This window comes from Microbacterium fluvii, from assembly GCF_025515205.1.
In the GTDB taxonomy this organism is placed as follows: domain Bacteria; phylum Actinomycetota; class Actinomycetes; order Actinomycetales; family Microbacteriaceae; genus Microbacterium; species Microbacterium fluvii.
In genome coordinates this window covers 243,523-268,845 of sequence record NZ_JAOPFX010000004.1, presented here as the reverse complement: position 1 = coordinate 268,845, position 25,323 = coordinate 243,523, and the positions used below count along the sequence as shown (strand labels likewise).

The window sequence follows — 25,323 nt, the reverse complement described above, 5'->3', positions numbered from 1 at the left end:
GCAGGCCCCGGCTACAGCCGTACGACCTCGACGATGCGCACGACGGCGGTGCCGGCCTCCTCCGACGCGGCCAGGTCGACCTCGCCGCGGATGCGCCAGTCGTGGTCGCCTGCGGGGTCGTCGATCGTCTGCTCGAGTCGCCAGAGACCGGATGCTGCTGCATCCGCCTCGTCGATCTGCAGCAGCCGCGGCGACCGCGCCGGCCCGCCGGTCAGCATCGACGCGTGCTCGTCGTAGTAGCGGTCGAGGGCGCCCGACCAGTCGACGTCGGGGTCGAGAGCGGCCAGCGCATCGTCGTCCTGCAGGGCGGCCAGCTGCACGCGCCGGAACATCTCGTTGCGCACGAGCACCGTGAACGCGCGGCGGTTGGTGAGCACCGACGGCGGCGCGGGCGGCACGACCGGGGTGTCGGGGTCGACCGCGGGGTCGATCAGCGCCTCCCACTCGTCGACGAGGCTCGAATCCACCTGCCGCACGAGCTCGCCGAGCCACTCGATCACGTCGAGCAGCTCATCGGTGCGGGCTTCGGCGGGCACAGTCTGACGGATCGCGCGGAAGGCGTCGCTGAGGTACCGCAGCACGAGCCCCTCGCTGCGGCCGAGCTGGTAGAACGAGACGAACTCGCCGAACGACATCGCCCGTTCGAACATGTCGCGCACGACCGACTTGGGGCTGAGGGCGTAGTCGCGCACCCACGGCTGGCTCGACGCGAACACCTCGAACGACTGGGCGAGGAGCTCTGCGAGGGGCTTCGGATAGGTCACTTCCTCGAGCAGCGCCATGCGCTCCTCGTATTCGATGCCGTCGCGCTTCATGGCCGCGACCGCCTCGCCGCGGGCCGTGAACTCCTGCTGGCTGAGGATCGCACGAGGGTCGTCGAGGGTCGCCTCGATGACGCTGACGACGTCGAGGGCGTAGTGCCCCGTGCCCGTCGATGCCGCCGGCGCATCGGCGCCCCCTCGGCCCACCTCGACGTCGGGGTCGAGCAGCGAGATCGCGGCGAGCGCGAACGGCGACAGCGGCTGGTTGAGGGCGAAGTTGGGCTGCAGATCGACGGTGAGGCGGATGCTGCCGCCCTCCGCCACGACGATGCCCGCGTCGACGAGCGTGCGGAAGACCGCAAGCGCCCGCCGGGCCAGCGCGTACTGCTGCGCGCGCGGCTGGTGGTTGTCGAACACGAGCGAGCGGACGTTCGCGAACACGTCGCCGCCCCGTCCGATGACGTTGATGAGCATCGCGGCCGTCAGCTGCAGCTGCGGCACGAGCGGCTCGGGCACGGCCTCGATCAGCCGCTCGTACGAGCCCTCGCCCCAGTTCACCGCGCCGGCGGGCGCCTTCTTGCGCACGATCTTCTTGCGCTTGGCGGCGTCGTCCCCGGCCTTCGCGAGGGCGACGGCGTTCTCGATCTCCCACTCCGGGGCCATCACGACGACGTTGCCGTACGTGTCGTAGCCCGCCCGGCCCGCGCGCCCCGCGACCTGGTGGAACTCGCGGGCGTTGAGCTGCCGCATCCGCGTGCCGTCGTACTTGGTCAGCGCGGTCACGACGACCGTGCGGATCGGCACGTTGATGCCGACCCCGAGCGTGTCGGTGCCGCAGATGACGCGCAGCAGGCCCCGCTGGGCAAGGGTCTCGACGAGCCGCCGATACCGCGGCAGCATGCCGGCGTGGTGCACGCCGATGCCCGCGCGCACGAGGCGCGACAGGGTCTTGCCGAAGGCGGTCGTGAAGCGGAACCCGCCGATCTCCTCTGCGATGAGGTCGCGCTGCGCGCGCGTGGCGACGTTGACGGATGCCAGGGCCTGCGCCCGCTCCATCGCCGCGGCCTGCGAGAAGTGCACGATGTAGACAGGGGCTTCGCCCTCGTCGAGCAGCATCGTCAGCACCTCGTGCACGGGTCGCCGCTCGTACGAGAAGTGCAGCGGCACGGGACGCTCGACGCCGGTCACGAGCGCCGTCGGACGCCCGGTGCGCCGCGTGAGGTCGTCGGCGATGTCGGTGACGTCGCCGAGGGTGGCCGACATGAGCAGGAACTGCGCGCGGTTCAGCAGCAGCAGCGGCAACTGCCACGCCCAGCCCCGCTCGGGGTCGCCGTAGAAGTGGAACTCGTCCATGACGACCTGGTCGACCTGCGCGCCCTCGCCCTGACGCAGGGCGAGGTTCGCGAGGATCTCGGCGGTGCAGCAGACGATCGGCGCATCGGGGTTGACCGACGAGTCGCCGGTGACCATGCCGACCCGCTCGGCGCCGAAGATCTCGACGAGGGCGAAGAACTTCTCGCTCACGAGCGCTTTGATCGGCGCCGTGTAATAGGTGCGACCGCCGCGGGCCAGGCACGCCGCGTGCGCGGCGACCGCCACGAGCGACTTGCCGGTGCCGGTGGGCGTCGACAGCACGACGTTCGCGCCCGAGACGAGCTCGATGACCGCTTCGTCCTGCGCGGGATAGAGCGTCAGCCCTCGACCCTCGGCCCACCCCACGAAGGCGTCGTACACGTCGTCGGGCTCGGCGCCTGAGGCCACAGCATCCAGAAGTTCCATCGTGTCCACTCTGCCCGACGCTCAGGGCAGCGGCGTCTGCTTCGCCCGCAGCACGCGGCGGGCGGCGTCGTCGACCTTGTCGGCGAACCCCGGATCGTCTTCGGCCTTCGTGACGACCGCGTCGTACATCTCGGGCAGCAGTTTCGGGTCTGCCGAGACCAGCACGATGTCGACGCCCGCCGCGACCGCCCGCACGGCGCGCTTCGCAGGGTCGATCGAGCGCACCTGAGCCGTGGCCGACAGGTCGTCGGTGATCACGACCCCGTCGAAGCCGATCTCGTCGCGCAGCAGGTCGGTCACGATCGCGTGCGAGAACGCGGCCGGCACGCCGGGGTCGAGCTTCTCGTAGGCGGCGGTGCCCACCATCACGACCGACGGACCGGACGCTGTCAGTTCGCGGTACACCTGCACGTCGGGCGAGCGCGGCCCCACCCGTGTGTCGATCACGTCAGCCGAATAGTCGGTGTTGCCCTCCACACGGCCGAGCCCCGGGAAGTGCTTGAACGTCGGCACGACGCCTGCCTCGCGCATGCCCTCGGCGAAGGCGCCGGCGCGGGCGGCGACCGTCTCGCGGTCGTAGCCGTATTCGCGCCAGAGCTCGCCGATCGGGGCGTTGCGTCGCGCCTCTTCTGGCGAGGTGACGATGTCGGCGACCGGGGCGAGGTTCATCGTGACCCCCGCCTTGCGCAGCTGCGCGCCCCACCGAGCCGCGTCGGCGCGCACGGCATCGGCATCGCCCTGCTCGCGTGCGGCGGGGATGCGGTCGAACCCTCGGCCCTGCAGCACCTGCACCGCGCCGCCTTCCTGGTCGGTCGCGATCCACAGCGGCACGGCGGCCTTCGCGGCGGCTCGCTCGAACCTCGCGGTGACCTTCGCGATCGCCGTCACTCCGGCATCCGAGCGTCCGTGCAGGAACACCCCGCCGACATGCCGCTTCTGCACGGCGGCGAGCGTGCGCTTCGCGGCGCGGTCGACGGGGGTGCCCACCATGAACAGCTGCCCGACCTTCTGCTCGAGCGACAGACCCGCGATCGGGTCAGGGGTCGGCGAGGGGCCGAGGGCGGCCGGCAGCGACGGCGCCGCGGACGAATGCACAGCATCCGGCGAGGACGTCGGGGCCGGCGCGGCCACGCACCCCGACATGCCGAACGTCATCGCCGCGAGGGCGGCGAGCACGACCGACCGCAAGCGCATCGTCCCATTGTGCCCGCTGACCCTGGACGCACCCAGGGCGATGGCGGAACACCGCGCCGCCGCCCTACGTTGGATCAACAGAAGCGTGAAGGAGACACCGTGAGCGACAGCATCCCGTCCGAGATCACCGCCGAGCCCGTCGTGACCCGCGACGATCGCCAGGAGCGCTACGAGATCCACCTGGGCGACGTGCTGGCCGGCTTCACCGAGTTCGTCGTCGACGAGCGCGGCAGGCTCGTCTTTCCGCACACCGAAGTCGACCCTGCCTTCCGCGGCCGCGGCTACGCGACGACGCTCATCGCGGGGGCGATGGCCGATGTCGCCGCGCGCGGCGAGACGGTCGTGCCGCGGTGCCCCTCCGTCGTGCGCTACCTGAAGCAGCACGACGTGACTGGGCTGACCGTGGACTGGCCGACCCTCGACGGCGAGCGCGTGGGATGACCAGGCTCGACGCGGGCGCCCCGGAGCTCGAGTCGCCCGCCGAGTGCGACGGGCCCCGCGCGCTGCTGCTGGCCTCGCGCGAAGTGCCCCTCGGCGGCATCCGCGCGATGGAGGTGCACCGGGCCCTCCCTCAGCGCGACCTGCCGCTGATCGGCGCATGGTGCTTTCTCGACCGCTTCGGGCCGCAGGTGACCACGATGCGGGTCGAGCCGCATCCGCACATCGGCCTGCAGACGGTGACGTGGCCGCTCGTCGGAGAGGTGCGCCACCGAGACACCCTCGGCAGCGACGTGCTCGTGCAGCGCGGGGCCCTCAACCTCATGACCAGCGGCGCGGGCATCGCACACTCCGAGTACTCCATGGGCGAGGGCGATGTGCCCCTCGACGCCCTGCAGCTGTGGGTCGCCCTGCCCGAGTCGCGGCGGCACGGGCCGCCGGCGTTCGAGCAGCACCGCACGCTGCCCGAGCTGTCGCTGCCGGCGCTGGCGGGGGCGGATGCCGAAGCCACCGTCGTGCTCGGCGAGTTCGCCGGCGTGCACTCGCCCGCCGGCGTCTACACGCCGATCGTCGGCGCGGAGGTGCGGATTCCCGCCGGTTCCCGCGTGCGGCTGCCGCTGCATCCGCAGTGGGAGTACGGCATCGTCGGCGTCGAAGGTGTCGCGCATGTGCACGCGGATGCCGCCCCCACCGCGGTCGCCGGCCTGCAGCTTCTGTACCTCGGCGTCGCACGCGAGGCGATCGAGATCAGCGCCGATCAGCCGGCGACGGTGTTGGTGCTGGGCGGCGAGCCCTTCGAAGACGACATCGTGATGTGGTGGAACTTCGTCGCCCGCACCCACGAAGAGATCGTCGAGGCCCGCGAGGCGTGGGAGGCCGACGCCCCGCGGTTCGGGCACGTCGTGGGGCACGGCGCCGAGCGCATCCCTGCCCCGCCGATGCCCGCCGTGCGCCTCACACGGCGCCGCCGCCGCATCTGAGGTCGGCGGCTCTGCGCACAAGTGGGTGAGGTTCTCGCCGACACGCGGGCGTGCAGCATCCGTCACCGGCGCGCCGCCCACAATGTCAGTGAGCCGTGCGCGGACCGGGATATGCACGGGCCGACCGCGACGCGCGGGGGCGAGCACGCGGTCTACGCTGGTGCCGTGGCCCGAACCCTGTCGACGAGCGTGCTGCTCACGTGCGCCGCGATCGGCGTCGGAACCGGTGCCCTGTCGGCTGCGGCCGGTGCCGTGAGCGCGCCGGTCTCTGCCGCCGTGCCGATCCTCTACGGCCTTGTGCTCGGCGTGCACGTGCTGCCGGGCGTCATCGCGCAGGCGCTGCTGCGGCTGCCGTGGGTCGCGCTCATCACGCACGTGCTCGCGGCCCTGGTCGCCAGCGCCGTCGCGCCGGTGTGGATCGGCCGCTACATCGGCACGGCCCTCCTCATCGGCGGCCTGCAGGAGCTCATCGCCGCGATCGGCCGCTACCGCGTCTGGGATGCCTGGCGCTTCTTCGTCTCGGCCGTCATCGTGGGCGCGATCATCGCCGTGCCGATCTGGTTCGCCGCCGACCTCGACCGCTTCGCGGTGTGGGCGCGCGTCGTCTACCTCGCGATGTTCATCGTGGGCCCGGTGGTGTGGACGGCCGCGGGCCTGGCGATCGCGGCAGGACTGAAGCGCGCGGGGGTGGGGCGAGCCGCCCGTCGCGGCGCCAAGTAAGGGTCGGCTAAGTTGGGGAGCGACCGTTTCCGCTCCCCGTCTGGACGAACCCGTGACCTCTCCCGAGCGCGAGCCGTCTGCCGCACTCGCGGCGAGCGGCCCCGTCGCACCGCTGCTGCGCGTGCGCGACGTCGCGATCACGCATGACGAAGCGGATGCCGCCACCCCGTCCCGCGTGAGCTTCGAGGTCGCCCCCGGCGAGGTCGTGCTGCTGCTGGGTCCGAGCGGCTCGGGAAAGTCGACGCTCGCCCTCGCTCTCAACGGGCTCATTCCGCACGCGGTTCCCGCGGCCCTCTCCGGCACCGTCGAGGTCGACGGCCTCGACACGGCGACGACGACGGTGGCCGAGCTGTCGACGCGCGTGGGCATGGTGTTCCAGGATCCCGATGCCCAGCTGGTCACCGGCACGCTGCTCGACGAGGTGGCCTTCGGGCCCGAGAACCTGCGGGTGCCGGTCGACGAGGTGCTGACGCGCGCCGAGGCGGCACTGCGCCGCGTCGGCCTGTGGGAGCGACGGCACGACAACCCCGATCGCCTGTCGGGCGGCGGCCGCCAGCGGCTCGCGATCGCGTGCGCCCTCGCGATGGGCTCGCCGCTGCTGGTGCTCGACGAGCCGACCGCGAACCTCGACCCGGCCGGCATCGAAGAGGTCTATGCGGCGCTGGCCGATCTCGTCGCCGCGGGCGACCGCGCCATCGTGCTCGTCGAGCACAACCTCGACGCCGCCGTCGGGTTCGTCGATCGCGTCGTCGTGCTCGACCAGGCAGGGTCGGTCGTCGCCGACGGGCCGGTCGACGCCGTGCTGCGCGAGCGTGCCGACGAACTGCACGCCTTGGGTGTGTGGCTGCCGGTGTCGGCGATCGCCGCGCTGCGGCTGCGGGCGGCCGGGTACGCGCTCGACCCGCTGCCGCTGACGCCGGAGGAGTTGCGGGCGGGGCTGGAGGCCTCGGAGGGTACGGGGCGTTTCGTCTCGCCTTCGGCTCGCGAGGCGACCGGAATCCAAGGGACGGGTCACGAGGCGCCCGGAACTCGACGGACGGGGCGCGAAGCGGAGGCGCTCATCCGGGTGCGCGGGCTCTCGCTGCGCCGAGGGCGCGCCGAGGTGCTGCACGAGGTCGACCTCGAGGTGCACCCGGGCGAGTTCGTCGCCGTCGTTGGTGCCAACGGCGCGGGCAAGACGAGCCTGATCCAGGCGATCGCCGGAGTCGTGACGCCCCCGAAGGCCACCGTCACGATCGACGGCCTCGACGTCGCACGCGCCGACTCCCGCACGCTGTCGCAGCGCATCGGCTTCGTCTTCCAGAACCCCGAGCACCAGTTCATCGCGCACACGGTCTTCGACGAGCTCGCCCACGGCCTGCGTCGTCAGCACATCTCCGACGACGAGGTCACCGCGCGCACCGAGGAGGTGCTCGAGCGATTCGGCCTGGCAGAGAAGGCACGCACGCACCCCTTCCTGCTCTCGGGCGGGCAGAAGCGTCGCCTGTCGGTGGGCACCGCGCTCGTGGCCGGGGCGCCCGTGCTCGCCCTCGACGAGCCGACGTTCGGCCAAGACCGGGCCCGCGCCGAAGAGCTGCTCGAGCTGCTGCGAGAGCTGAACGGCGAGGGCACGACCATCATCGTGGTGACCCACGACATGCAGCTGGTCACCGAGTACGCCGACCGCACCGTCGTCATGGCCGACGGCCGCGCGATCGCCCACGCCTCGACGCCGGAGATCTTCGCGGATGCCGAGCTCATCGCCGGGGCGGGCCTGCGGCTGCCGCCCCTGAGTCGCGCGCTGCGCGGGCTCGAGCGCCACCCCGACCTCGCCCGCGTCTCGCGCCTGGCCGACCTCCCGGGGGCGACCGCATGACGACCGACACGCAGGCGGCAGCATCCGTCGATCCCTACGCCGAGGCGGCCTCCACCGCCCCCGTGCACTTCTTGTACGGACTCAACCCGCTCGCCAAGCTCGCCGCGCCCGCCCCGGCGATGCTGCTGCTGGTGTTCGTGCGCGACCTCGCGACACCGGCCGCGTTCCTGCTGCTCGCCTACGCCGTCATCGTGGTCGGCGCACGCTTCACGCGGCGCCTCGCGCTGATCCTGCTCGTCGCAGTGCCGCTGGGGATCGCCGCCATCGGATTCGGGTTCGCCCTGTGGACCGATCAGTCGCAGGTCGCCGACACCCCCGTCGTGTGGCAGCTGGGCGGCTGGACGATGCACGTCGGCGCCTTCGCGATCGGTCTCGCGACGGGCCTTCGGCTCGGCGCGATCCTCGCCCTCGCCCTGCCGGCGGGCCTCACCACGACGGGTCCCGATCTCGCACGGTCGCTCGTGCAGCAGCTGCGGGTGCCCTACCGAATCGGCTACACCGCGATCGCGGCCTTCCGGTTCGTCCCCCGCTTCGGCCACGAACTCGAGGTGATCCGCCAGGCCCATCGCGTGCGCGGCGCCCACGGCGGCCGCGGGCCGTTCGCCGCCGCCGCCCGATGGGCGGGCTATGTCGTGCCGCTGCTGGCGGGGGCGATCCGGCACGCCGAGCGGGTCGCCCTCGCGATGGACGCCCGCGCCTTCGGCGCCCACCCCGACCGCACCGAGCGGCACCTCGTGCGGTGGCGCGTGCGCGACACCGTGTTCGTGCTGGCCTTCTGGGCGGCATCCGCCGCCGTCTTCTGGTCCACCTACCCCTGGGCGCTCGCCCTCATCTGATCGGAGTACACATGGTCTCGTTCAGCCGGCTGGTCAAGCCCGAATCGCAGGAGCTGCTGCACGTCACCGTGCTGCGCCGAGAGCGGCTGTCGCCGCACTGGATGCGGGTGACCCTCGGCGGCGGCGACATCGAGCGGTTCCGACCGATGGGCTACGACCAGTGGTTCCGCATCTTCCTGCCGCTGGGCGGCGAGGAGGGCATGGAGCGCATCCCGGCGAAGGCCAACCGGATGCTGGGCTACCTCAAGTACCTGCGCATCCCCGACGGCGTGCGGCCGGTGATGCGCAACTACTCGGTGCGGGCCTTTCGCCCCGCCGCGGGCGAGCGCGGGGCCGAGATCGACGTCGACTTCGTGCTGCACGGCTCCGTCGAAGACGGCACCGCCGGCCCGGCCTCGCGCTGGGCAGAGACCGTCGAGCCGGGCACCAGCGTGGGGCTCATCGACGAGGGGCTCGCCTTCAACCCCGACCGAGGCACCGAGCACGTGCTGCTCGTCGTCGACGAGACGGCACTGCCTGCGGTCTCGTCGATCTGCGCGACGCTGCCGGCGAGCGCGAGCGGCCGCGCGATCATCGAGGTGCCCTCGCTCGACGACGCGCTGGAGTTCCCCCACCCCGCCGGCATCGAGGTCGAGTGGATCGTCCGAGACCACGACGACAAGCCCGGCACGCTCGCACTGGCGCGCTTGGAGGCGCTGACCGACGCCGAGTATCCGGCCGCCGACTTCCACGCCTACCTCGCCGGCGAGCAGGCGCTGCCGACTTCGGCCCGTCGCCATCTCGTCGCACGCGGCGTCGACAAAGACCTCATCAGCTTCTGCGGCTACTGGCGCGTGGGCGCCGCCTCGCCCACCCCGAAGTCGCAGCGTGCGGAGGCCGCCGCGTGAGCGGCACCACCCGCGGGCGTGTCACGACCGCGTATCTCATGACCTGCGCCGCCATCGGCGTGGCCGGTGGCGTGATGCTCTGGGGCGCGGGCTGGGCCTCGTCGGTGCTCACCCCCATCGCGCCCGTCGCTGCGATGGCGTTCGCCGGCCTCTGGCTGCTGCCGGCCACGATCGGCCTGCGACTGCTGCAGCGACCCTTCGCGGGTCTGCTGGTCGGGCTGCTCTCGGGCCTGGTCGTCTTCCCGTTCCTCGGCGCCGCGGTCTGGTGGGCGTTCTTCGCCGAGGTCGGGTTCCTCATCGTGCTCTATCGCTGGTGGACGCTCTGGCAGCACTACGCCGGTGCTGTGGCGGTCGGCATCGCCTACCCCCTGCTGTCGGCGACCTACTTCGACCTGTGGGCGATGCCCGTGTGGGCGCAGATCGCGTTCTTCGCCGTGACGCTCGCCTCGTGCCTCGTGGGCACGTGGCTCGGCATCGTCATCGCCGACCGGCTGCGGCAGGCGGGCGTCGCCCGACTCGCCCGCCGGCGCCCCGCCGAGCCCGCGGTCGCAGGGGCCGCAGCCGCAGAGCCGAGCGCCTGAGCCGGCTCAGCCCTCCGGGCCGAGAGCGGTGGTCATCGCGACCGCGGCATCGCCCTTGAGCTCGACGAAGATCGCGTGCGTCGGGGTGTCGCCGATGTTCTCGCCGACGTGCTCCTGCGCTGCCACCCAGCGCGCCTGCTCGGCCGCGAGTTCGAGTTCGACCGACCGGTCGCCAGAAGAGATGCGACGCCGGAACGCACTCAGCGTGACCATGACGCTGTCGGGATGCCGGTGGCGGTTCGTGCGATCGCCGGGAACGTCACGATACTCGAGCACCCGCACACGGTCGTTCTCGAACACGACCGTGTAGTGGTCGCCGTCGGTGATCGTGGGGTCGTCTGCCTCGTCCACGGCATGAACGGTACTCCGCGGCCTCCCTCGACACACCCCCATCGCCGAGGCGGGCGCGAGAACGAGAGAGCGGATGCTGCGTACCTGTGAAGGTGGCAGCATCCGCTCCCGGACCGATGACCGTGCGGTCGACCTACTTCTTGCCGACGATCTGGCGCGACACGAGGTCGCGCATGATCTCGTTGGTTCCGCCGTAGATGCGGTGCACGCGGGCGTCGAGGTAGGCGCGTGCGATCGGGTACTCGGTGATGTAGCCGTAGCCGCCGTGCAGCTGCACGCCCACGTCGAGCAGCTCGGCCTCGCGGTCGGTCGCCCAGAACTTGACCTTGGCGGCCTCTTCGGCGGTGAGCTTCTTGTCGGCGTAGAGCTCCATCGCGCGGTCGATGTAGGCCCACATCACGTCGACCGTGGTCGCCATGTCGGCGAGCTTGAAGCGGGTGTTCTGGAAGTCGGCGATGCGCTCTCCGAACGCCTCGCGGCTGATGACGTAGTCGCGGGTCCAGGCGAACGCGGCCTCGCCGGCGGCCGCGGCGGCCACGCCGATCGAGAGGCGCTCGAGGGGCAGGTTCATCATGAGCTGGATGAAGCCGAGGCCCTCCTTGCCGCCGATGAGGTTCTCTTCGGGCACGAAGACGTCGGTGAAGCTGAGCTCGGCGGTGTCCCAGCCGTGGAAGCCCATCTTCTCGAGCTTCTTGCCGTGCTCGAAGCCCTCCATGCCGTCTTCGAGGATCAGCAGGCTGAAGGCGTCGGGGCGGTTGCCCTCGCCGGTCTTGACGAAGGTCACGACCATGTCGGCGGTCTTGCCGCTCGAGATGAAGGTCTTCGCGCCGTTGACCAGGTAGCCGCCGTCGACCTTCTTCGCGGTCGTCTTGATGCCGCGCAGGTCGCTGCCCGCGCCGGGCTCGGTCATCGCGAGGGCGCCGAGGATCTCGCCGGTGGCCATGCCGGGCAGCCACTTCTGCTTCTGCTCCTGCGTGCCCATGTGCACGATGTAGGGCACGGCCAGGTCGTCCTGGATGCCGAGCGCGCCGGCGAGTGACCCCTGGCCGGCGCCGATGACCTCTTCGAGCACGATCGCCCGGAAGCGGTAGTCCTGCAGCATGCCCGCGCCGCCGAACTCCTCGGGCACGCTCAGGCCGATGATGCCGGCCTCGCCGGCGGCGAGCATCGTGGCGCGGTCGACTTCGCCGTCGGCCTCCCACTGCTTGCGCTTCTCTTCGGTCGCGTAGCGCTTCACGAACTCCTTGACGACCTCGCGGAAGGCCTCGTGGTCTTCGTCATAGATGTCGCGTTCCATCGCGGCTCCTTCTCCTCATCGAGTGCTTCGAATACGTCGGGATTGGCATTGCATCCCACAGAACATGGTACTCAGTTTCAGGATGCCGTGGGCCCGTCACTCCGAGTAGTCGGGCGCCGCCGGCAGCCCGAAGAACTCCTCCAGGGTGTGCCATCCGCCCTCGTGGTAGGCCGCCGCGAGCTCTCGGCCGATGTAGCGCACGTGCCACGGTTCGGGGAGGTAGCCGGTGACGTCGGTGCAGTCGGTCTCGTAGCGCACGATCCAGCCGTACTCCCAGGCGTGCGCGGCGATCCAGTCGCCCTGCGCAGAGCCGGCGAGGTCGTCGAGGGTGGCGCACCGGCCGCCGCTGCAGGGGACGAGGTCGGCCGTGAGTCCCGACTGGTGCTCGCTATAGCCCGGCCGTGCGCTGACGAGGTCGGCCTTCTCCACGCCCCGGGCGGCGACCTGTCCGTTGTAGGTCGAGGTCTGGGTCGCGAACGAGCGGTAGCCGCTCTCCATGGCGACCTCGCCCGCCGATGCCGCGGCGGCGACCATCGTCGAGAGGGCGGCCGCGGCATCGGCCCGCAGCGATCCCCCCGAGAGGCTGCGCACCCCACTGACGGTATGCAGATCGTCGGGGCGATAGTCGGCGGGGTCGTAAGGGTGGGTCTTGTTGACGACGACCCACGCCCTGGTCGGGTCGTCGAGACGGATGCAGTCGGCCCGACCGTCGGCGACTGCCGCACGGAAGGCAGCACCGCCGCCCGCTGCCGCGATCACCACGTCGTCGTCGCCCTTCTTCAGGGCCTTGCGCACGGCGGGCAGGTCGCAGATCTCGGCGCCGGGTTCCGCCTCCCCCGCCTGCGGCGCCGCCTCGATGCGGGGGGCAGGCAGCACCTTGATCGACACGGGCTGCACGACCTCGGCGGTCACCGCGTCGGCCGCTCCAAGCGCGAGACCCGCGGCGACGGGGCCACCCGTGAGCGCAGCAGTGACCGCGACGGTCGCCCCGACCACCAAGACGGCGCCACCCGTCAGGGCGAGGGCGCGCAGCATCCGCGCCCCGCGGCGCAGGCGTCGATGCCGCGGGGGGAGTGCGCGTCGCGTGGATTCCACCACTCGGCCATTGTCACCCCCGGGGGCCGCATTATGGCGGAACCCGGCGGGCACCCGCGGTGCCGTTCGATTCTCACCTTCGGATAGCTTGACTCATATTCGTATCTCTGTTCTACTGTTCGCATGCGGTGGCAGGGTCAGCAGGTTAGCGCGGCGGATGCCGCCGCGCTGCCGGGCCTGGAGACCTACGGCGGCTTCGTGCGCTCGGTGCGCACTCCGGAGTTCGCCGGCATGGTCTTCCACGAGGTCATGGCCCGCAGCGCCCTCAACCACGTGCCCGCGCAGTCGGCGATGCCGTTCGACTGGACGATCAACCCCTACCGGGGCTGCTCTCATGCATGCTCCTACTGCGTGGCGCCCGACACTCTCGTGCTCCGCGCCGACGGGAGGCAGGTGCCGATCGGGTCGCTCCTGGTGGGCGACGAGATCATCGGCACCGAGCAGCGCGGCGCATATCGCCGCTATGTGCGCACGACGGTGAGGGCGGCGTGGCGCACCGTGAAGCGCGCGCACCGCGTGACGCTCGCCGACGGCACCGAACTCACCGCAAGCGGAGACCACCGCTTTCTCACCGAACGCGGGTGGAAATATGTGACCGGCAAGATGACCGGACCCGAGCAGCGCGCCTACCTCACCGTGAACAACCGGCTGATGGGGTTCGGGATCTCCGGTGCTCCCGCCGCCCCTGATCGCACCGATCCCGAGTTCCGACGCGGGTATCTGTGCGGGATGATCCGTGGCGACGGAATGATCTTCCACAAGGCCTACCCCGACGAGCGCCGCGTCCGTGAGATCCACATGTTCCGGCTGGCGCTGGCGGATGTCGAGGCGCTGGACCGCAGTCGTGAGTACCTGCTCGCGGAAGGCGTGGCGACCCACACGCGACCCTTCGCCCCTGCGTCGAGTACCCGCCGAGAGATGACCGCATTGCACACCGGATCACGGTCGTCGGTCGCCGCGATCGAACAGATCATCGAGGTGCCACTGAACCGCAGCCACGCGTGGCGCACGGGCTTCCTGTCCGGGATCTTCGACGCCGAGGGTTCCTGCTCGCAGGGCGCTCTGCGCATCTCGAACAAGGATCCCGAGCTCATCGACCTCATGTGCGAAGCACTGGCACAACTCGGCGTTCCCCACGTCGTGGAGCCGGCAAGAGCCAACGGCGTTCGCGCGGTCCGCGTAGTCGGTGGACTGCCGGTCCGGCAACGGGTCTTCGACGCGTGTGAACCGGCGATCACTCGAAAGCTCGACATCGTCGGGACCGCGGTCAAGACGGTGGCGGACCTGCGCGTCGTCTCGATAGAAGACCTCGGCGCCGAGATCGAGATGGTGGATATCACCACCGGCACCGGCGACTTCATCGCGAACGGCGTCATCAGCCACAACTGCTTCGCGCGGGGCACGCACGAGTACCTCGAGCTCGACGCAGGGCACGACTTCGACAGCCAGATCGTCGTGAAGGTCAACGTCGCCGATGTGCTGCGGCGCGAGCTGGCCAAGCCGGCATGGCAGCGCGAGCCCGTGGCGCTGGGCACCAACACCGATCCGTATCAGCGCGCCGAAGGCCGCTACCGACTCATGCCCGAGATCATCGGCACCCTCGCCGACGCCGGCACACCGTTCTCGATCCTCACGAAGGGCACGCTGCTACGGCGCGATCTGCCGCTGCTGGTGGATGCCGCATCCGCCGTCGACGTCACGCTCGCCATGTCGATCGCGGTGTTCGACGATCACCTGCAGAAGCTCGTCGAGCCCGGCACGCCGAGCGCCGCGGCGCGGCTCGAGACGGTGCGCGCGGCGACCGAAGCCGGATTCAGGGTCACGGTGTTCCTCATGCCGATCCTCCCCCACCTCACCGACTCGATCGCCGCGATCGACCACGCCCTGGCGCGCATCAAGGCCGCCGGAGCCGTTCGGGTCGTCTACGGTGCGCTGCACCTGCGACCGGGCGCCAAGCAGTGGTACCTGCAATGGCTCGAGCGCGAGCACCCCGAACTCGTCTCGTCGTATCGGGGGCTCTACCCGGGGGTCACGGCGACCGCCCCCAAGGCGTATCGCTCGTGGCTGGCCAAGCGCGTGCGCCCGCTGCTGCGGGTGCACGGCCTCGACGGCAGCGACGAAGAAGAGGGACCGCGGCGCGCGCCGATCTCGGGGCTGGCCGCGCGAGCCGCCGTGCGCACGACGGGCAGGGCGCCCGTGGCGTTCGGCGAGGCGCCGGCGCGACTGTTCTGACGACCCTCAGCCGCCGACGGCCGCACTTACCTGCGCGCCGAGTGTGCGCATGCTCTCGAGCACGGCGTCGCGCTCGGGGTCGCCCGCACTCGGCTGCCAATGCGCCAGCGACGCATAGGCGACGACGCCCCTCGGCCCCCGCACGAGGCCGAGGTCGACGCGCACCCCCTCGTCGGTGCCCGTCTTGTTGACCAGCGCCATGCCGCGATCGGGCGCCGTGTGGGCGAGCGGGTCGAGCCCGAACGCGGCGGCGACCATGCTCAGGTCGGTGCCGGCGGCGAGCCACCCGACCACGCGATCGGCGACGGCCGGGCGGATGCCGTCGGCCATCGCAAGCCGGCTCATCAGCGTCGCGTAGCCCCGGGCGGTGCCGGTGCTGAGGGCGGGCGGATGCTGCGGCATCCGCCCGTCGCGCACGATGTCGTGCAGGTGCACACCCTCGATGCCCATCTCGACCGCGACCGCCTCGACCGCGTCGACCCCGCCGAGGCGATCGATCAGCACGTTCGTGGCGAGGTTGTCCGAGACGGCGCCGACCAGGGTCGCGGCATCGCCGAGCGGCAGCGCATCGGACGCGAGATGCTGCCAGAGTCCCGAGTCGCCGACCGGGGCGACGCGTCGGCGGTCGAGCGGCTCGTCGATCCGCAGCTGCGCATCCTCGACGCCGGCCGAGGCCGCCAGCAGCACCAGGATCTTGGCGGCACTCGCCGAAGGCAGCTCCGCATCGGCATCAAGCTCGGCGATCACCTGCGGCCGCTCGCCGAGGGTCGTCGCGAACACACTCCAGCGCACGGAATCACTCACCGGGCCACTGTACGCGGCAGCATCCGCCCGCCGTCACACCCGTGGAACACGGTTCATCCGTCGGATGCCGGGGGCTCGAGTGCCCCAGCGGGGCCAGTGTGGCGGTCGGCCGGGGCCGGTCCGACGCCTGAGCATGCCGGCGCCCGCACGCGAAAGCGGCACCGACTCGGAGGAATCGGTGCCGCTCGGGCGCTGAGCTCGGACTCAGACGGGGTTGACCTGACGGCCGCTGAGCTCTTCGAGCAGGTCGTCGCCGATGCGCACCTCGTCGTAGGGCGCATCGATCTCGGCACGCTCCAGCATCTCGGTCATGCGGCGGCGGCGCTGACGCGTGATGAGGGTCACGACCGTGCCGCTGCGGCCCGCGCGGCCGGTGCGGCCGGAGCGGTGCAGGTAGGTCTTGTACTCGTCGGGCGCGTCGGCCTGGATCACGAGATCGATGTCGTCGACGTGGATGCCGCGGGCTGCGACGTCCGTGGCGACGAGCACGTTCACACGGCCCGAGGTGAGCTTCTCGAGGTTGCGCGTGCGCTTTGCCTGGTTGAGATCACCGTGCAGCGCGACCGCGCGGATGCCGACGTCGTCGAACTGCTCGGCGAGCATCTCGGCGTAGGCGCGGGTGCGGGCGAACACCAGGGTCTTGCCCTCGCGGTCGACGAGCGACGTCAGGATCTCGGCCTTGTCGCGGTGGTCGATCACCAGCACGCGGTGGTCGATCGTGCCCGAGTCCTGGTCTTCGCCGGCGACCTCGTAGACAGCGGGCTCGACGAGGAACTCGTCGACGAGAGCGGCGACCTCGCGGTCGAGGGTCGCCGAGAACAGCAGCTTCTGCGCACCGTCCTGAACGAGACGCAGCAGGCGCTGCATCGGCTCGAGGAAGCCGAGCTCGCTCATGTGGTCGGCCTCGTCGAGCACGACGATGCGCACCTGGGAGAGGTCGAGCTTGCCCTGTGCCTGGAGGTCTTCGATGCGGCCGGGCGTGCCGATCACGATGTCGACGCCCTTCTTCAGCGCACCGACCTGGCGTCCCTGCGGCACGCCGCCGTAGACCTGGGTGGTGAACAGGCCCACACTGCGGGCGATCGGCTGCACCGTGCGGTCGATCTGCAGTGCGAGCTCGCGCGTCGGAGCGAGGATCAGTGCCTTCGGGCTGCGGCCGAACTCGCGGCGCTGGCCGGCCTGCGCGCGCAGGATCGACTCGACCAGCGGCGCGCCGAACGCGATCGTCTTGCCCGAGCCGGTGCGGCCGCGGGCCAGCACGTCTTTGCCCTCGAGGATCGGACCGATCGTGGCCGCCTGGATCGGGAACGGGGATGCGGCGCCCAGCTCACTCAGAGTGCGCACGATGTTGTCGCCGAGCCCCAGGTCGGCGAAGGTCGTCTCGGACACCTCTTCGGCCTGCACGGCCTCGGCCTGCAGACGCTCGTGCACGACGTCGACGTGATCTTCGAACGCCTTGCTCTTGGCGTCGGCCGTCCAATCCGACCGGTTCGGGCGCTCGCCCCGGCGGGGGCGGTCGTCGAACGAGCGCGGCTTGCGGTCATCGAACGACCGAGCGGGACGGTCATCGCGACGGGGGCGGTCATCGAACGAGCGCGGCTTGCGGTCGTCGAACGACCGAGCGGGGCGGTCGTCGCGGCGGGGCCGGTCGTCGAACGACCGAGCGGGACGGTCATCGCGACGAGGACGGTCATCGAACGAACGCGGCTTGCGGTCGTCGAACGACCGAGCGGGACGGTCATCGCGACGGGGACGGTCGTCGAACGAGCGCGGCTTGCGGTCATCGAACTGACGGGCAGGGCGATCGCCGTACTCGCGGCGCGGGCGGTCGTCGTAGGAGCGGGGCTTGCGGTCGTCGAACGACCGAGACGGACGGTCATCCCGACGAGGACGGTCATCGAACGAACGCGGCTTGCGGTCGTCGAACTGACGAGCAGGGCGATCGCCGTACTCGCGACGCGGGCGGTCATCGAACGAGCGCGGCGTGCGGTCGGCGTACGAGCGACCCGCGCGGTCGTCGCGCGCCGGGCGGTCGTCGTACGACCGAGCGGGACGGTCGCTGCGACCCTGCGAACGGATGCTGCGAGCCTCGTCCCGGCCGGCGCGCTCCTGTGCGGTCCAGCGCTTCTTGGGCGCAGCATCCGCCTCTTCCGGGCGATAGCCTCGGTGCTTGGGGCTCTTGCTGCCGGCCTTGGGGGCCGCCTGGCGGAAGCGGTCGGTGCTGCTCTTCTTGGCGTAGCGCGGCTCGAAGCTCTGAGCTCGGCTGCCTGCGGGCTTTTTGGGCATGGTGGTGTCTTCCTGGGTTTTCTCGCGTGAGAACAGCACTCCTCGAACGCGCGCCAGCGCGGCCGCGCATGCGGCATGGAGTAACCCGGACTACCGTCGGCCGGGGGCCATTCAGTGATGGTTCATGTGCGTCGATCGACGCTCACCATCGGCCCCTTGGACTCACAAACCCATCCGCACCGTGGTGCGGTGTCCAGAGCCGACCCGTCGAGTCTACCGGAACCCCCTGTGAGGCCGCCGCTAAGGTCGGGGCATGCACCGCCGCATCCGTATCGCCGTCGTCGTCGCGATGATCGGGATGCTGTCGGCCTGCAGCCCCGCCCCGCGCTTCGACCCCGCGCCGGCTCCGGTGCCGACGCCGGCGGCGACCGAGATCAGCGGCGACGTCTCGTCGGCGCCCGAGAGCTTCGTCGTGCGCACCGCCGACACCGAGGTGCGGCTGGCCCCGAGCGAGTGGTCGGTCGACGACGACAGCGGGACCGACGAGGTCGAGCCGCCCGGCCTCGGCAGCCCCGACGAGATCTTCGTGTTCGTGCCGATCGCCGGCTGGTACCTCAGCGCCACGCAGTACGGCGGCGAGGTCGCCCACGACTGCCTCGGACCCACCGTCGAGCCCGAGATCGAAGACCTCGGGTCGGGGTGGACGGCGATCCGACCCACGGGCCCGGCCGGCGACTACGCGATCGAGCTGAGTGCCTCGTCCGGCCCAGGCACCGGGCCGTTCTCGCCGCTCGGCACCATGACGGCGACCGTGCAGCTGACCACGACCGAAGACGCCGAACAGCTCCCGGAGGCGACGGCGTGGATGAGCCTGGTCTCCGAGACCGACACGGGGCTCGAGGCGGGCGACCTCTCGATCGAGCTGCGCAGCCTGTACCCGATGCCCGCCGAGGTGTCGGCGGCCGTGACGATCACCGCGGCCGGCGGCGCCGTCGCGACCTTCGAGCCCGAGCCGACCGGCGGCTGCCTCGACCTGTCGTTCTTCCTGGTCGTGCCCTTCACCGAGACCGCAGCGGTCGCCGAGCTCGGCGACCTCCCCTACGCCTACGACGTCGAGCTGGTGATCGACGGCGAGACCTACACCGGCACGGCGCAGTACTCCGGCGGCGATCCCCTGGTTCAGTTCGAGTTCGACCGGCCTCTGCCCTGAGACGAACCCGCCGGCCGCGACACCCTCAGATGAGAGCGCCCCGAGGAGAGCCCATGCGCCGACCCGCCGCCATCGCCATCGCGATCGCGATGATCGGGATGCTGTGCGCCTGCGCGTCCGCCAGGCCGCTCGTCGATCCGCCCGGCGCCGCGCCCACTCCGACCGAGACGATCGTCGGGGGCGAGCGCTACGAGGATGCACCGCCGGGGCCCGGCGCCTTCGTCGTCCGCTACGGCCAGACCGAGCTGCACCTCGACCCGGTGACCTATTGCGCTGCGGGCGGCTGCGTCGACGGCGTCGACCCCGACCCGCCCTCGGTCGGCTCTCCCGACGAGCTGCTCGTGTTCGTGCCGGTGGCGAGCTTCGACACGCTGAGCGTGAGCCAGTTCAGCGGCGGCGGCGACTACTGCTCCGGCCGCTGGGTGCAGGCCGTGACGACCGAGCTCGGCGACGGCTGGTGGCAGGTCACGCCGCGCGGACCTGCCGGCGACTATCGCATCGAGCTGTTCGCCGGCGGCAGCGGCACAGGCGACATGGCGGCGACGCTGCGGTGGACCACCCCTATCGACGAGCCGCTGCCGTCCGTCGAGGCGAGCCTCGCTCTCATCGCCGATCACGACGGAGCGCCCGACTCCTACGGCCTCGAACTCGCCGTCTCGAACCTCGCCGAGACCCCGACCGACGCGGCGGCGACCATCACCGTCACCGCGGCGAACGGAGCGTCCATGACCTTCGAGGCGCAGCGCTCGTCGAATGAGTGCGAGGCAGAAGGGGCCGTCTTCTTCGACGGCCCCGACGGGCCGGCGAAAGACGCCGCAGCCCTCGGCGGCTTCCCGTTCGCCTACGACGTCGAGCTCGTGCTCGACGGGGGCCGCCACACCGCGCACGCCGTGTTCCCCGACGACCTCATCGAAGAGCACGGCGTCGCCGTGGCGCTGGAGTTCGAGCCCGCCCTGCCCTGACCGGCGCGTCGCGCGGATGCTGCCGCATCCGCCCCAGGATGCAGCCCTACACTCGGCGCCATGACCAGCCCCACCGCACCGATCGCCTCGGTTCCCGCAGCCGCCCCGACACTGCGCGTCGTCAACGAGTCGCTCGGCGGAGCCGGGGGTGCCGCCCTGATCGGAGCGCTGCTCGGACTCGTCTCGGCCTACGTCTGGCCGAGCCTGCCGATCTCCGGGGCGTGGTCGTTCGGCGATCTGGCGGCGATCGCCGCAGGACTCGTCGCCGCCGTCGCCGCCGGCACCGGCTATTGGCGCTCCCGCCGAGCGCCGGGCCAGGAGTGGCGCCTGGGCCTTGCCCCATGGAAGTTCACCGTCAACACGATCTCGGTCGTGCTCGTGCACGTCGTGCTCGCGACGCTCGGCGCGCTCGCGCTGTTCATCGTGCTGGGCCTGGCCTTCGTCGGGCTCACGATGGTGCCGTTCTGGTCGGCGGTGCTGATGGCGGTGACCCTGCTGCTGGCCTTCCACCTCACCTACGTGTCGGTGTCGCGCATGACGACGCAGCGGATGTCGTCGCTGCTCATGGCCTTCATCCTCATCGGCGCGCTCACGGCGATGGTCACGACGCCCGATCCCGAGTGGTGGACGGTGCACTTCAGCCACCTGGGCACCTTCGATGCGATCTCGAGTTACGTCTTCAACGCCACCCTGATCATCGGCGGCCTCCTTGTCACGACGTTCGCGGTGTACGTCTCGAACGACCTGCGCGGACTCGTGGGCCGTGGCCTGCTCTCACGCGAAGACAGCCCCAAGATCGTCTCGACGATGTTCGTGATCATGGGCGTGCTGCTGGCGGGCGTCGGCATCGTGCCGGTCGACGTCAACCTGCTGATCCACAATCTGTCTGCCACGGGCACCGCGATCGTGTTCCTCGTGCTGCTGGTGTGGGCGCAGCGGCTGCTGCGCGGCATGCCCGCCGCGTTCTTCGCCGCGAGCTGGGGCTTCTTCGGCGCCGTCGTCGTGTCGGCGGTGCTGTTCGTGGTCGGCTACTTCGGCCTGACCGCGTTCGAGATCATCGTGTTCGGGCTGATCTTCGCGTGGATCTCGGTGTTCATCCGGTTCGTCGGCGTCACCGCCAACGAGAAGGGGGCGGATGCTGTCGCACCCGCCCCCTGAGACTCACTGATCGCGGTGGTCGCCGTCGGCCCACTCGTCGGGGGAGTATTCGTCGGCTGAGTCTTCGGCGGGCTCGTCCTCGGTCGGCTCACCCTCGGTCGGCTCACCTTCAGCCGGCTCGTTCTCGACGGACTCGTCCTCGGCCGGCTCGCCCTCGGTCGGCGCTTCCTCGATCGGCGCTTCCTCGACCGGCTCGTCGTCAGACGACGGCGCGTTCTCGGCCGACTCCTGGTCGGCGGCGACATCCTCGGCGGACTCTTCGAGCGCCTCATCGGCAGGCTCGTCGTGCGCGGCCGGCTCCGATTCGGCGGCCTCTTCGTCGGAAGCCTCGTCGCGGGAAGGCGCCCCCTCCGAGGGCTCTTCATCGGAGTGCGCTTCATCGGAAGCCTCCTCCTCGACGACCGGCTCCTCCACAGGAGCATCATCGACCGAAGTCTCCTCGGTCACGGCCTCCTCGGGCTCCAGGGGCATCTCGATGTCGGGGCCCTCGTCGATCATCTCGACCTGTGACGGCTCTTCGAACGACTCTGCGGCGACCGACTCCTCGGCCACCGCCGCATCCGCGGCCGGCTGCTGGTCGACGCCGTCGGCCGCGCCCTCGGGCGCCTCCGCCTCGAGCGGGACCTCGATGTCGGGACCCTCCTCGATCACGGGCCCGTCGACCACCGGCCCGTCGACCACCGGCGCGGCGGCGACGATCGGCACACCGCCGGTCGCGGCCGCCTCGAGCATCCGTCGCTCGCGGCGCGTCGCGGGCATACCGCCGGCGGCGGCGGCCGCACCCGCACCCGCCAGCGCGAGCTCCGGCTCGAGCGCGGGCGCCGACTCGGCGACGGCGCCCGACTTCGCGGCGCGACGCGCGGCGCGACGCTCCTTGGCGCCCTCGACGAGGTTGTAGAGCGTCGGCAGCACGAGCAGCGTCAGCACGGTCGACGAGATGAGGCCGCCGATCACGACGATCGCGAGCGGCTGCGAGATGAAGCCGCCGTGACCGGTGATGCCCATCGCCATCGGCGTCAGGGCGAAGATCGTCGCGAGCGCCGTCATGAGGATGGGGCGAAGTCGTCGCGCGCCACCGGCGAGGGTCGCGTCGTGAGCCGACAGCCCCTTCTCGCGGTACTGGTTGACGAGGTCGACGAGCACGATCGCGTTCGTCACCACGATGCCGATGAGCATGAGCACGCCGATGAGCGATGCGACGCCGAGGGGCACGCCGGTGGCGATCTGCAGCAGGATCGCTCCGGTGGCCGCGAACGGCACCGACACGAGCAGCAGCAGCGGCTGGCGCAGCGACTTGAAGGTCGCGACCATCACGATGTAGACGATGAGGATCGCCGCGAGCATCGCAAGGCCGAGCTGCGAGAACGCGTCCTGCTGCTGCGACACCACACCGCCGACCTCGGCATCGGCTCCGGTCGGCAAGTCGATGTCGGCCAGTGCGGTCGACACCGTCGACGAGGCGGTCGTGAGGTCGTCGGTCGACGGCGTCACCGTGACGGTGGCGGTGCGCTGACCGCGCTGCGTCGTGATCGACGTGGGGCCCTCGCTCTGCTCGACGGTGGCGACCTCGTCGAGGTGGATCATGCCGGTGGCGCTGGCGATCTCGAGGTCTTTGAGCTCGTCGATCGTCTGCGGCACATCGTCGGCCTGCAGGTAGACGGTCAGGCCCGTGCCGTCGATCTCGACCGTGCCGATCTCACGCGGCTGCATCGTGTTCGACACGAGGGCGCCCACGGCCACCTCCGACAGCCCGAGCGACGCGGCCTCGTCGCGGTCCACGGTCACCGAGACGAACGGCAGCGACTCCGACAGGTTCGACGAGACCTGGCCCACGCCCTCCTGGTCTTCGATGCCCGCCACGACCGCATCGGTCGCATCGGTGAGGGTGTCGGCGTCGGGGGCGGTCACGTCGATCTCGATGTCGCTCGAGGCGAAGCCGCCCTGGCCGGCCGAGACCGTGATCGTGCCGACGTCATCGAGGTCGGCGACCGCCGTCTGCACGTCTTCGCGCACCTGCACCTGGTCGGCCTCGGGGTCGGTAGTGATCGAGTAAGTGATGCCCGCGCTGCCTCCGGCGAACGCGTCGCGGATCGCCGAGCCGCTCGAGCCGATCGAGGTCTGCACGGTGTCGATGCCGTCGACGCCCATGATCGCCTCTTCGACGATCGCGGCCGCGGCGTCCTGCGCGTCGAGACTCGGGGCGGCCCCGAGGTCCTGCGTGACGGTGAAGGTGTTCTGCCCCGAGTCACCCAGGAAGTTGGTCTTCATGTAGGGCGCCGCGGCGACGGTGCCGGCCAGTACGAGCACGGCCAGGATCAGCGTCACCCACGAGTGCTTGAGCGTCCAGCGCAGGATGGGCAGATACCCCTTCTGCAGGCGCGACGGCGCCGCGGCAGCATCCTCCGGGTCGACCTGGCGGCCTTCGTCGTCGAGCAGCGGCTTGCCGGGCTTGAGGAACCAGTACGCCAGCACGGGCACGATCGTGAGGGCCACGAACAGCGACGCGGTCATGGCGATCGTCACCGTGAGGGCGAACGGCCGGAACAGCTCACCGGTCATGTCGCCGACGAAGGCGATCGGGAGGAACACCGCGACGGTCGTGATGGTCGACGCGGTGATCGCGGCGGCGACCTCGCGCACCGCGAGCAGGATCGCGGTCTTCTTGTCGGCATCGCCGACGTAGTGCCTCTTGATGTTCTCGATGACCACGATGGAGTCGTCGACGACGCGCCCGATCGCGATCGTGAGGGCACCGAGAGTCAGGATGTTCAGCGAGTAGCCGAACGCCTGGATGCCGATGAAGGTGATGAGCACGCTGGTCGGGATCGAGATCGCCGCGACCAGCGTGGAGCGCACCGACAGCAGGAAGACGAAGATCACGAGCACGGCGAAGGCGAGGCCGAGAAGACCCTCCTGCGCGAGCGCCTCGATCGACTGCTCGATATAGGGCGCCTGGTCGAAGACGACGGTGAACTCGGCGTCTTCGCCGATCGCATCCTGCAGGTCGGGCAACAGTGCCTCGACGCCCTGCGACACCTCGACGGTGTTGGCGGCGGGGAGCTTCGTGATCGAGAGGGTCAGGGCGGGCTCGCCGTTGACGCGAGAGATCGACGTGATCGGGTCTTCATCGAGGCTGACCTCGGCGACGTCGCCGATCGTCACCTCTCCGCCGGCGAGCTGCGCGGCAGAGCTCGGCACGAGGGGCAGGTTCGCGACCTCGTCGACCGAGGTGAGCTTGGTGCCGGTCTGCACAGTGAGGGTCTGGTCGCCTTCGGTGACGGTGCCGCCGGGAAAGAGCACGCCGTTCTGGTCGAGGGCGTCGGTGATGGCGGCCTGGGTGTACCCGGCCTTGGCGAGCTCGGCCTGGTCGGGCACGATCGTGACCCGCTGACCCTGACCGCCGACGATCGCGACGGCGCTGACGCCGTCGACGTCTTCGAGGTCGGGCACGACGCTCGCCTCGAGCTGCGCCTGGATGGTCTGGGCGTCGTCGTAGCCCGTGACGGCGAGCGCGATCACCGGCAGGTCGTCGATCGAGAACGACACGACGTTCGGGTCGACGCTGTCGGGCAGCGTCGACGAGATGCGGTTGATGGCCTGCGTGATCTTCTGCTCGGCCGTGGCCAGATCGGTGCCGTAGGTGAACGACGCCGTGATGATCGACGCGTTGGTCGTGCTCGTTGCGGTGGTCGATTCCAGCCCCGGAATGCCCTGGATCGCCGTCTCGATCGGCGTCGACACGTCGTTGTTCACGACGTCGGGCGACGCGCCAGGGTAGGTCGTGAGGATCGACAGCTGCGGGAACTCGATCGAGGGGATGAGCTCCTGCTTGAGGTTGGTCAGCGCGAGGCCGCCGAACACGGCGGCGACGATCGTGATGAGCGCGATGAGCGCGCGGTTCTTCAGGCTCAGGACGGCGAGGTTCGACACGGGTGCCTTCGAGGAGTGGGCAGGGAT

Annotated in this window: 18 protein-coding genes and 1 pseudogene; 11 read left to right on the top strand and 8 right to left on the bottom strand. The window is 70.8% G+C overall.

Going from position 1 to position 25,323, the window contains the following annotated elements:
• Positions 1-11 precede the first annotated feature (11 nt).
• Together OAW74_RS15030 and OAW74_RS15025 are read right to left on the bottom strand one after the other, a co-directional pair.
• Entirely contained in the window at positions 12-2,540 is a 2,529-nt protein-coding gene (locus tag OAW74_RS15030) for a DEAD/DEAH box helicase (protein ID WP_262875209.1), read from the bottom strand.
• A gap of 21 nt (positions 2,541-2,561) precedes the next feature.
• Entirely contained in the window at positions 2,562-3,734 is a 1,173-nt protein-coding gene (locus OAW74_RS15025) for a glycoside hydrolase family 3 N-terminal domain-containing protein (RefSeq protein ID WP_262875208.1), read from the bottom strand.
• Between the two features lie 99 nt (positions 3,735-3,833).
• On the opposite strand from OAW74_RS15025, the gene OAW74_RS15020 reads away from it, so the two are divergent.
• The 7 genes from OAW74_RS15020 to OAW74_RS14990 all read left to right on the top strand — a co-directional run bounded on the left by OAW74_RS15020 (position 3,834) and on the right by OAW74_RS14990 (position 10,031).
• Positions 3,834-4,175, top strand: a complete 342-nt coding sequence (locus OAW74_RS15020; protein WP_262875207.1) for a GNAT family N-acetyltransferase — start codon at positions 3,834-3,836, stop codon at positions 4,173-4,175.
• Positions 4,172-5,152 carry a pirin family protein gene (locus tag OAW74_RS15015; RefSeq protein ID WP_262875206.1) on the top strand — a complete coding sequence of 327 codons (981 nt, stop codon included), beginning with the start codon at positions 4,172-4,174 and terminating at the stop codon, positions 5,150-5,152. The genes OAW74_RS15020 and OAW74_RS15015 overlap by 4 nt, the downstream gene beginning before the upstream one ends.
• Positions 5,153-5,317: 165 nt before the next feature.
• A complete protein-coding gene (locus tag OAW74_RS15010) occupies positions 5,318-5,872 on the top strand; it encodes an ECF transporter S component (protein ID WP_262875205.1) in 555 nt (184 codons plus the stop codon).
• 52 nt (positions 5,873-5,924) lie between these two features.
• Complete coding sequence (locus tag OAW74_RS15005) at positions 5,925-7,727, top strand: ABC transporter ATP-binding protein (protein WP_262875204.1); 1,803 nt, start codon at positions 5,925-5,927, stop codon at positions 7,725-7,727.
• Positions 7,724-8,563, top strand: a complete 840-nt coding sequence (locus OAW74_RS15000) for an energy-coupling factor transporter transmembrane component T (RefSeq protein ID WP_262875203.1) — start codon at positions 7,724-7,726, stop codon at positions 8,561-8,563. The genes OAW74_RS15005 and OAW74_RS15000 overlap by 4 nt, the downstream gene beginning before the upstream one ends.
• A gap of 11 nt (positions 8,564-8,574) precedes the next feature.
• A complete protein-coding gene (locus OAW74_RS14995; RefSeq protein ID WP_262875202.1) occupies positions 8,575-9,450 on the top strand; it encodes a siderophore-interacting protein in 876 nt (291 codons plus the stop codon).
• Positions 9,447-10,031: an ECF transporter S component gene (locus tag OAW74_RS14990; protein WP_262875201.1), complete on the top strand. Its 585-nt coding sequence runs from the start codon at positions 9,447-9,449 to the stop codon at positions 10,029-10,031. Before OAW74_RS14995 ends, OAW74_RS14990 begins: the two co-directional genes overlap by 4 nt.
• Positions 10,032-10,037: 6 nt before the next feature.
• On the opposite strand, the gene OAW74_RS14985 is transcribed toward OAW74_RS14990, so the two are convergent.
• The 3 genes from OAW74_RS14985 to OAW74_RS14975 form a co-directional block, all read right to left on the bottom strand.
• A complete protein-coding gene (locus OAW74_RS14985) occupies positions 10,038-10,382 on the bottom strand; it encodes a cytoplasmic protein (protein WP_262875200.1) in 345 nt (114 codons plus the stop codon).
• 133 nt (positions 10,383-10,515) lie between these two features.
• Positions 10,516-11,679, bottom strand: coding sequence for an acyl-CoA dehydrogenase family protein (locus OAW74_RS14980; RefSeq protein WP_262875199.1), 1,164 nt, complete (start codon positions 11,677-11,679; stop codon positions 10,516-10,518).
• Between the two features lie 96 nt (positions 11,680-11,775).
• On the bottom strand, positions 11,776-12,777 hold the full coding sequence (locus OAW74_RS14975; protein ID WP_262875198.1) for a M15 family metallopeptidase: 1,002 nt from the start codon (positions 12,775-12,777) through the stop codon (positions 11,776-11,778).
• A gap of 120 nt (positions 12,778-12,897) precedes the next feature.
• Between OAW74_RS14975 and OAW74_RS14970 the strand changes: the two genes are divergently transcribed.
• Complete coding sequence (locus tag OAW74_RS14970) at positions 12,898-15,006, top strand: intein-containing Rv2578c family radical SAM protein (RefSeq protein WP_262875197.1); 2,109 nt, start codon at positions 12,898-12,900, stop codon at positions 15,004-15,006.
• A 6-nt stretch (positions 15,007-15,012) separates the two neighbouring features.
• Here the strand turns inward: OAW74_RS14970 and OAW74_RS14965 are convergent, their stop codons facing one another.
• Both OAW74_RS14965 and OAW74_RS14960 read right to left on the bottom strand, forming a co-directional pair.
• Positions 15,013-15,810: a serine hydrolase gene (locus tag OAW74_RS14965; RefSeq protein ID WP_262875196.1), complete on the bottom strand. Its 798-nt coding sequence runs from the start codon at positions 15,808-15,810 to the stop codon at positions 15,013-15,015.
• Between the two features lie 204 nt (positions 15,811-16,014).
• Complete coding sequence (locus OAW74_RS14960; RefSeq protein ID WP_262875195.1) at positions 16,015-18,096, bottom strand: DEAD/DEAH box helicase; 2,082 nt, start codon at positions 18,094-18,096, stop codon at positions 16,015-16,017.
• Positions 18,097-18,349: 253 nt separating this feature from the next.
• Between OAW74_RS14960 and OAW74_RS14955 the strand changes: the two genes are divergently transcribed.
• From OAW74_RS14955 to OAW74_RS14945, 3 genes are read left to right on the top strand one after another with little or no spacing between them, the layout of a single operon-like run.
• Positions 18,350-19,246, top strand: coding sequence for a hypothetical protein (locus OAW74_RS14955; protein WP_262875194.1), 897 nt, complete (start codon positions 18,350-18,352; stop codon positions 19,244-19,246).
• 53 nt (positions 19,247-19,299) lie between these two features.
• On the top strand, positions 19,300-20,208 hold the full coding sequence (locus OAW74_RS14950; RefSeq protein ID WP_262875193.1) for a hypothetical protein: 909 nt from the start codon (positions 19,300-19,302) through the stop codon (positions 20,206-20,208).
• A gap of 60 nt (positions 20,209-20,268) precedes the next feature.
• Positions 20,269-21,366: a hypothetical protein gene (locus OAW74_RS14945; protein ID WP_262875192.1), complete on the top strand. Its 1,098-nt coding sequence runs from the start codon at positions 20,269-20,271 to the stop codon at positions 21,364-21,366.
• An 842-nt stretch (positions 21,367-22,208) separates the two neighbouring features.
• Here the strand turns inward: OAW74_RS14945 and OAW74_RS14940 are convergent.
• Positions 22,209-25,296 (bottom strand): annotated as a pseudogene (locus OAW74_RS14940) (efflux RND transporter permease subunit); the annotation flags it as partial.
• Positions 25,297-25,323 lie beyond the last annotated feature (27 nt).

Excerpts from the sequence above, each read along its gene's own strand:
- OAW74_RS14950 (WP_262875193.1), top strand. The coding sequence starts at position 19,300 with ATGCGCCGACCCGCCGCCATCGCCATCGCGATCGCGATGATCGGGATG.
- OAW74_RS15000 (WP_262875203.1), top strand. The coding sequence starts at position 7,724 with ATGACGACCGACACGCAGGCGGCAGCATCCGTCGATCCCTACGCCGAG.
- OAW74_RS14955 (WP_262875194.1), top strand. The coding sequence starts at position 18,350 with ATGCACCGCCGCATCCGTATCGCCGTCGTCGTCGCGATGATCGGGATG.
- OAW74_RS14960 (WP_262875195.1), bottom strand. The coding sequence starts at position 18,096 with ATGCCCAAAAAGCCCGCAGGCAGCCGAGCTCAGAGCTTCGAGCCGCGC.
- OAW74_RS14980 (WP_262875199.1), bottom strand. The coding sequence starts at position 11,679 with ATGGAACGCGACATCTATGACGAAGACCACGAGGCCTTCCGCGAGGTC.
- OAW74_RS14995 (WP_262875202.1), top strand. The coding sequence starts at position 8,575 with ATGGTCTCGTTCAGCCGGCTGGTCAAGCCCGAATCGCAGGAGCTGCTG.
- OAW74_RS15030 (WP_262875209.1), bottom strand. The coding sequence starts at position 2,540 with ATGGAACTTCTGGATGCTGTGGCCTCAGGCGCCGAGCCCGACGACGTG.
- OAW74_RS15015 (WP_262875206.1), top strand. The coding sequence starts at position 4,172 with ATGACCAGGCTCGACGCGGGCGCCCCGGAGCTCGAGTCGCCCGCCGAG.
- OAW74_RS15025 (WP_262875208.1), bottom strand. The coding sequence starts at position 3,734 with ATGCGCTTGCGGTCGGTCGTGCTCGCCGCCCTCGCGGCGATGACGTTC.
- OAW74_RS14945 (WP_262875192.1), top strand. The coding sequence starts at position 20,269 with ATGACCAGCCCCACCGCACCGATCGCCTCGGTTCCCGCAGCCGCCCCG.
- OAW74_RS14970 (WP_262875197.1), top strand. The coding sequence starts at position 12,898 with ATGCGGTGGCAGGGTCAGCAGGTTAGCGCGGCGGATGCCGCCGCGCTG.